This window comes from endosymbiont of Riftia pachyptila (vent Ph05) (assembly GCF_000224455.1).
In the GTDB taxonomy this organism is placed as follows: Bacteria; Pseudomonadota; Gammaproteobacteria; order Chromatiales; family Chromatiaceae; genus Endoriftia; species Endoriftia persephonae.
On record NZ_AFOC01000145.1, the window covers coordinates 1 to 5,349 of the forward strand.

Annotated in this window: 5 protein-coding genes and 1 pseudogene; 4 read left to right on the forward strand and 2 right to left on the reverse strand. The window is 62.2% G+C overall.

Features of this window, described 5'->3' with window-relative positions:
* The 3 genes and pseudogenes from RIFP1SYM_RS18430 to RIFP1SYM_RS15455 form a co-directional block, all read left to right on the forward strand.
* A pseudogene (locus tag RIFP1SYM_RS18430) lies at nt 1-243 on the forward strand (hypothetical protein); the annotation flags it as partial.
* Nucleotides 244-267: 24 nt separating this feature from the next.
* Nucleotides 268-1,545: a DUF1501 domain-containing protein gene (locus RIFP1SYM_RS15450; protein ID WP_039960739.1), complete on the forward strand. Its 1,278-nt coding sequence runs from the start codon at nt 268-270 to the stop codon at nt 1,543-1,545.
* Nucleotides 1,546-1,621: 76 nt separating this feature from the next.
* Nucleotides 1,622-2,914 (forward strand): NAD(P)/FAD-dependent oxidoreductase, encoded by a 1,293-nt coding sequence (locus tag RIFP1SYM_RS15455; protein ID WP_039960740.1) that lies wholly within the window; start codon nt 1,622-1,624, stop codon nt 2,912-2,914.
* Nucleotides 2,915-2,965: 51 nt separating this feature from the next.
* Here RIFP1SYM_RS15455 and RIFP1SYM_RS15460 read toward each other — a convergent pair whose 3' ends face one another.
* Complete coding sequence (locus tag RIFP1SYM_RS15460) at nt 2,966-4,159, reverse strand: tetratricopeptide repeat protein (protein ID WP_005966538.1); 1,194 nt, start codon at nt 4,157-4,159, stop codon at nt 2,966-2,968.
* A gap of 10 nt (nt 4,160-4,169) precedes the next feature.
* Complete coding sequence (locus tag RIFP1SYM_RS19095) at nt 4,170-4,439, reverse strand: winged helix-turn-helix domain-containing protein (protein WP_005966540.1); 270 nt, start codon at nt 4,437-4,439, stop codon at nt 4,170-4,172.
* Between the two features lie 172 nt (nt 4,440-4,611).
* Between RIFP1SYM_RS19095 and RIFP1SYM_RS15465 the strand changes: the two genes are divergently transcribed.
* On the forward strand, nt 4,612-5,337 hold the full coding sequence (locus RIFP1SYM_RS15465) for a transposase (protein ID WP_005966544.1): 726 nt from the start codon (nt 4,612-4,614) through the stop codon (nt 5,335-5,337).
* Nucleotides 5,338-5,349 lie beyond the last annotated feature (12 nt).

The window sequence follows — 5,349 nt, forward strand, 5'->3', positions numbered from 1 at the left end:
CATATCCGCCAGGCGATCCAACACCTGCACAGCCATCTGCTGGGCGAGCCGTTGCCACTGGATGATCCTGAGATCGATCGTACCTTCCAGCTCTTCCAGGCGATCTGGGGCGACCGGGAGAACGTCTCCGACTCGCTGAGTTGTTCCCTTAACAACCGCTGGCAGGATCCTTACTACACCAAACGGGCCTGGGCGATGGTTGTGCTCTACCTATTGGGTGATGCACGTTTTCTCTATGAGTGACCGGGCGGCCTGGAGCAGAGAAGGATGAAGAGAAGAGAGTTTCTGAGACTGGCGGGAGTGGCAGGCATGGCAGCGGTGCTGCCGGGTTGGACGCGGCCAGGGATGGCGGCGGCCTACAACGGGCCGATATTGATCACCCTGCATGCCGGTGGCGGTTGGGACCAGAGTTCCTTCTGTGATCCGCGGGAGGACAGTGCGGTGAATCGTTGGGCGGCCAGCGCGCCGGCCGGGCGCGCCGGTAATCTGCGTTATGCCCCGTTCGCCGAGAATGCCGAGTTTTTTCAGCGCCACCACCAGCGGATGTTGGTGATCAATGGTATCGATCTGCAGAGCAACGGCCACGGGGCGGCGGAGCGCAATCGCAGCACTGGCCAGCTGATGACCGGCTATCCAAGCCTCAATGAGCTGCTGGCGGGGGTCCACGGCCAGGGGATGCCGATGCCGTTTGTGCGCGCCAGCGGTTTTTCCGAGACCGCCGGGGTGATGCCCTTCACTGGGCTGCCGGATGAGTCGTTGTTGCGCACCATGGCCGATCCGAACTGGCGGGATGCCAACCGGACCTTCCACAAGCCCTCCGATATCGCCATCGTGCGGCGCTTTCAGCTGGAGCGGTTGCAGGCGCAACGGCAGCGTCCAGACAACCTGCCGCGTTGGCAGGGCAAGCTGGATGAACTCTATAGCGCCCGTAGTGGTAGCGGTGGTCTGGCCCGTCTCGCCGACGTGATGCCGGCGAGCCTCGACACCACCGACCTGAAGGGTGACCGGAGCAGCCTGGTGCGCGACATGCACCTGTTTCTGGTGATGGCGGCGGCCGGCATGAGCGTCACCGGGGTCTTCAGCAGTGGCGGTTTCGACACCCACGGAAACCATGACAACAACCAGGCGGCGGCCCTGCTGCGGTTGACCCGTGGCCTCGACTACCTCTGGAGCAAGGCGGAACAGATCGGACTGGCCAACCGCCTGCTGGTGCATGTCACCTCGGATGTGGGGCGCACCCCCAGCTACAACAGCAACAACGGCAAGGACCACTGGTCGGCGGGCAGCGAGCTGCTGATGAGGCAAGGGGTCGGCTGGACCGACCGGATCGTCGGCGCGGGCGGCCCACGCCATGAGAAACTGGCCATCGATCCACGCACCCTGCAACTCGACAGCGCCGGCATGCTGCTCCAGCCGCGCCACATCCAGAGTGAGCTGCGCAAACTGTTGGGTATCGACCAGCACCCCCTGGCCCGGCGCTTTCCGCTGCGGGCCGAGCCGGTCGGCCTGTTCGACCCGAATCGCTCCACCGGGATTCAGGTGTGAAAGACGACGGTTGTGGATGGGAGCGGCGTTCGTGCCGAGCATCGGCCTGGCCAGCACTGATATAGGTTTAGTAACGATGAACAAGATCGATCGCAGAGGTTTTCTCAAGACCCTGGCCACCGGCGCGGCCCTGCTGGGCGCTCCGGCCCTGGCGCTGGGGGCGGCCCGCCAGGTGGTGGTGGTCGGTGGCGGCACCGGCGGGGTCAGTGTCGCCCGCGCCCTGCGCCGTGCCGACGCCACGATTGCGGTGACCCTGATCGAGCCCGATAGCGACTACTACACCTGCTATATGAGCAACGAGGTGCTGGGGGGAGGGCGCAGCCTGGCGTCGATCCGGTTTGGCTATGCCGGGTTGCAGGCGGATGGCATCCAAGTGGTGCGGGACCGGGTCAGTGCCATCGATGCAGGTGCCCGGCAGGTGATTACCGCCACTGGCGCACGCCTCCCCTATGACCGCTGCATCGTCTCACCGGGCATCGACTTCCGCTACGAGACGGTGGCAGGCTACGACGCCTCGGTGATTACCACCATTCCCCACGCCTGGAAGGCGGGGGAGCAGACCCGCCTGCTGCGCGCCCAGCTGGAGGCGATGCCCGACGGCGGCACCTTTATCCTGGCCGCGCCGCCCAATCCCTACCGCTGTCCGCCCGCCCCCTACGAGCGGGCCAGTCAGGTGGCCCACTACTTTAAACAGTACAAACCGCGCAGCAAGGTGTTGATCCTCGATCCGAAGGGCAGTTTTGCCAAGCAGAGCCTGTTCATCCAGGGCTGGCGGGATCTCTACGGCTACGACAGCGGCAATGCGATGATCGAGTGGATCGGCGGTCCCGAGCAGGGGGTGGTGCAGGTCGATCCGGTCAGCCGCCGGGTCACCACTGGGTTTGGCGACAGCTACAACGCCGATGTGCTGAATCTGGTGCCAGCCCAGCAGGCCGGCGCGATCGCCTTTCAGGCTGGCCTGACCGATGCCAGCGGTTGGTGTCCGGTGGATCCGCAGACCTTCGAGTCCCGGCTGCGCCCCGGCATCCATGTGATCGGCGACGCCTGTAGCGCCAGCCCACTGCCCAAGTCGGGCTTTGCCGCCAACTCCGAGGCCAAGCAGTGCGCCCTGGCGGTGGCGGCGCTGCTCAACGATCGGCCGTTGGCCAACCCCTCCTACACCAATGCCTGCTACAGTATCGTTGGCGCCGACTACGCTATCTCTGTGCTCGGGGTCTACCGTCTTGCCGCCGGTGGTCAGCAGATCGAACAGGTGCCCGGCAGCGGTGGTCTATCGCGTGCCGACGCCAGCGCCGAGGAGCGCCGCCGGGATGTAGAGTACGCCCACAGCTGGTACAACAACTTCACCCGGGATCTGTTTGGCGGCTAGTTGCCCAGTGATTAAATCAAATAATCTCATCGACCCTTTGCCCCTCCTGCCTCATCGCAGCCCGACCGCGGCCAGCGCGGCCCTGAGCTGCTCGATCTGGTCAGCGCTGGTCATGGGGTAGGTCTGCAGCCATCGCTGAAAGGAGAAACCGGGGCGGATCATCCGTACCTCTTCGGCCTCCCACTCCCCGCTCCCATCCTCTTCCGAGGTAACCGCGCTGGCCGCCATATAGAGGTGGGCATCCAGACTGGCCGGATTGCGTGACAGGGCCTCATGGAGATTGATTCGGGCCTGCTCAATGTCGCCGAGGAAATAGTAGGCACGGCCAAGCAGCAGGAAGTAGAGATAGCCCGCCTCCGGCCGCAGACGCATGGCCCGGCACAGCAGGGAGAGCGAGCGCTTCGGTGTCCCGAGATAGGTGTGGATGCCCCCCATCAGGGCGTAGGTGTCGGCAAAGGAGTTATCCAGCGCCACCGCCTTGCGCAGGGACTCCAGTGCCTGTTGATGTTGGCGTCGTTGGGCGTCCACATACCCCAGCACCCAATAGGTCTGCGGGATCTCCGGATCGATATGCAGGGCGGTATCGGCCATCTCCCGGGCCCGGCTGAGGGAGGCGCCGCCATCCTCTGACCACTGATTGCGATAGTCTGCCGCATGGCTCAGGGCGAGATCGGCGTAGGCCTGTGCGAAGGCAGGGTCCTGCTCGATGGCCAGCCGGTAGAGAGCCCGTGCCTGCCGGTTGTCCTCAGCCTTGCGGGTCAGGAGATGGGCCTGGGCATCGAGAAAATAGCCGTAGGCGGCCAGATTGCGGGTATAGCGCCGGGCCAGGTGGCGGCGCTCGGCCTGACTGACGCGCAGCGACAGCTGGTCGACCACGCGGCGACTAATCTCCGACTGCATATCGAATAGCTCTCCAAGTGGGTGATCGAAATGTTCCGACCAGAGCTGACGCGCGGTTGCAGATTCGGTTAGCCGGACATGGACCAGCAACCGTCCCTGTTCATGGAACACACTCCCCGAAACCAGATAACGGGCGCGTTTTTCGTGATGCAGATCGCCGCTTCCTCCCGGGTCGTTGATCACCCAGATCTCTGACAGCCTGGAGAGATCATCGGCCAGGTCGGCGGTTATACCGCCGGCAAATCTTATCGAAACGGCATCGTCCGCTGCTGTTTTGAAAGGGAGTACGCTGATGGTCAGGGGCGCGGAGCGAGACTGGGTGACAGGTGATTCCCCTCTGTTCACAAGCGCCGGACTAGGATTGCCTGGTTCTCCCTCGATAAAGATCAGAGCGAGTGACAGCGCCAGGATGATGACCCTGGTTTGGTCGTTGTGGCAGCCAGCTGACTCTTTTTTTGCATCTATCTGCCGGGGGCGCCTTCAAGGGCAGATTTTCGACCTGTGTAATCAATCGATAGCCATGTTTGGAGATGGTCTGGATATAACGCGGGTGTTTCGCGTCATCTCCCAGGGCCTTGCGTAACTTGATGATGACCTGGGTCAGGGCATCGTCACTGACGATCACCCCAGCCAGAGGGCCGACAGCAGTTGCTTGCGGCTGACCACCTCGTCTAATAATAGGAGACAGACCACGGTTTTCTTGTCTATCTGTCCTAATCTTTTCACAGCAATAGGGGACAGACCCCTGTTTTCTTGTCTATCCTAATCTTTTAGGATCTGCGACATGATGAGCGACCATGCCAAGACGACCAAGAGTAGTTTTACCCGGCGTTTCATTGCATTTGATTCAGCGGGGTAATAACCGCCAGGCTTGCTTTTATGCCGATGATGATTGTCGGTTATATCTGGAGTGGCTACACACCTATGCGCGGGATAGCGGGTGTGCGATCCATGCCTACGTGCTGATGACCAACCATGTCCACCTCCTGCTGTCGTCGACAGCGGCCAGAGGCGTGGGGGAGATGATGAAACGGTTGGGGCAGCGCTACGTTCAATACATCAACCGGACCTACCGACGCAGTGGAACCTTGTGGGAGGGGCGTTTTCGCTCGTGCCTTACCCAGGAGGAGACCTATGTGCTGGGCTGTTATCGATACATTGAGTTGAACCCGGTGCGAGCAGGCATGGTGGAGCACCCGGGGGAGTATCGGTGGTCTAGTTACCGGGCAAACGCTCAGGGAGAGGCGTGTGGTTGGTTGGAGCCGCACGCTTGCTATCAGTCGTTGGCGGCGGATGAACAGGGGCGGCAGGCTGCTTATCGAGAGTTGTTCCGCTACCAACTCGATCCAGGTCTGGTCGATGAGATTCGTGAGGCAACAAACGGCAACTATGTATTGGGCAGTTCCCGTTTTCAGGAAGAGGTTGCCAAGGCCTTGGGGCGCCGAGTGGTTCGGGGACGATCCGGTAGGCCAAAGAAGCAGGTTGACGCTGATGCAGGTGATCTATTCGGGACTGGCCGATGAAAACCGTGGTCT

What these genes read in the sequence shown, in the direction of transcription:
- RIFP1SYM_RS15450 (WP_039960739.1), top strand. Translation starts at nt 268, where the DNA reads ATGAAGAGAAGAGAGTTTCTGAGACTGGCGGGAGTGGCAGGCATGGCA.
- RIFP1SYM_RS15465 (WP_005966544.1), top strand. Translation starts at nt 4,612, where the DNA reads ATGCCAAGACGACCAAGAGTAGTTTTACCCGGCGTTTCATTGCATTTG.
- RIFP1SYM_RS15455 (WP_039960740.1), top strand. Translation starts at nt 1,622, where the DNA reads ATGAACAAGATCGATCGCAGAGGTTTTCTCAAGACCCTGGCCACCGGC.